Genomic DNA, 1,320 nt, shown 5'->3' on the forward strand with positions numbered 1-1,320 from the left:
TGAACCGCACCGGATTTTGTGGAGGCTCCAACTCCTGAGAGAATGGAGCCATGAACAAGAAGGCAACCAAGTTTTCCCCGGAAGTCCGCGAGCGCGCGGTACGCCTGGTGCGCGAGCAGCGTAGCGAACATCCGTCGATGTGGGCAGCGGTCGAATCGATTGCACCGATGATCGGCTGCACGCCGCAGACGCTGCACGAATGGATCAAGCGCGACCAGATCGACCAGGGCGAGCGCGATGGCGTGACCACAGACGAGCGCAAGCGCCTCAAAGCACTGGAGCGCGAGGTCAAGGAGCTGCGCCGTGCCAACGAGATTCTCAAGGTCGCGAGCGCGTTTTTCGCCCAGGCGGAGCTCGACCGCCGTTTCAAGTCCTGAAGGCCTTTGTCGATCAGCATCGCGACACCTTCGGGGTCGAGCCGATCTGCAAGGTCTTGCGGATTGCCCCGTCGGGCTACCGACGCCATGCGGCACAGCTTCGCGATCCGTCCAGACGCTGCGCTCGCGCGAAACGCGATGAGATTCTGCAACCCGAGATCAAGCGCGTCTGGCAGGCCAACATGCAGGTCTATGGGGTGCCGAAGATCTGGAAGCAGATGAACCGGGAAGGCATTGTGGTCGCGCGCTGCACGGTCGCTCGGCTGATGAAGCTGCAAGGTCTGCGTGGCGCAGTGCGCGGCAAGCGTGTTCGCACGACGATTGCCGATGCGAGTGCCCCGCGCCCGCTGGACCGGGTCAACCGGCAATTCAGGGCCGACCGGCCGAATCAGCTTTGGGTGTCGGACTTCACGTATGTCTCGACGTGGCAGGGCTGGCTTTACGTTGCGTTCGTGATCGACGTGTTTGCTCGCCGTATCGTAGGCTGGCGCGTCAGCTCGTCGATGACCACGGACTTCGTTCTGGACGCACTTGAGCAGTCACTGTACGCGCGGCAACCGGGCGACGACGGGACTTTGATACATCACTCCGATAGAGGAGCCCAATACGTCAGCATTCGCTACAGCGAGCGTCTGGCCGAAGCGGGCATCGAACCCTCCGTTGGCAGCCGTGGCGACAGCTACGATAACGCGCTGGCTGAAACGATCAATGGCCTGTACAAGACGGAACTGATTCATCGGCGCGCCCCATGGAAAACGAGGGAATCCCTCGAGCTGGCGACACTGGAATGGGTGGCCTGGTACAACCATCATCGATTGATGGAACCGCTGGGCTATATCCCTCCTGCCGAGGCTGAGGCAAACTACTACGGGCAGCTCAGAACTACCACTGATGTGCCCGCATAACTTAAACCAACCAGCCTCCACGATTCCCGGTGCGGTTC

General features: G+C 61.2%; 1 protein-coding gene and 1 other annotated feature. The gene reads left to right on the plus strand.

The window, feature by feature from the left end; genetic code table 11:
• Nucleotides 1-50 precede the first annotated feature (50 nt).
• Nucleotides 51-1,282, plus strand: a protein-coding gene (locus tag L810_RS41075; RefSeq protein WP_155836480.1) for an IS3 family transposase whose coding sequence is annotated in 2 segments (ribosomal slippage) — nucleotides 51-342 and nucleotides 342-1,282 — 1,233 coding nt in all. Because the reading frame shifts where the segments join, the coding sequence is not laid out codon by codon here.
• Nucleotides 332-448, plus strand: a sequence feature (AL1L pseudoknot). (Overlaps the previous gene by 117 nt.)
• Nucleotides 1,283-1,320: the final 38 nt, after the last annotated feature.

This window comes from Burkholderia sp. AU4i (genome assembly GCF_000466765.1).
In the GTDB taxonomy this organism is placed as follows: Bacteria; Pseudomonadota; Gammaproteobacteria; order Burkholderiales; family Burkholderiaceae; genus Burkholderia; species Burkholderia cepacia.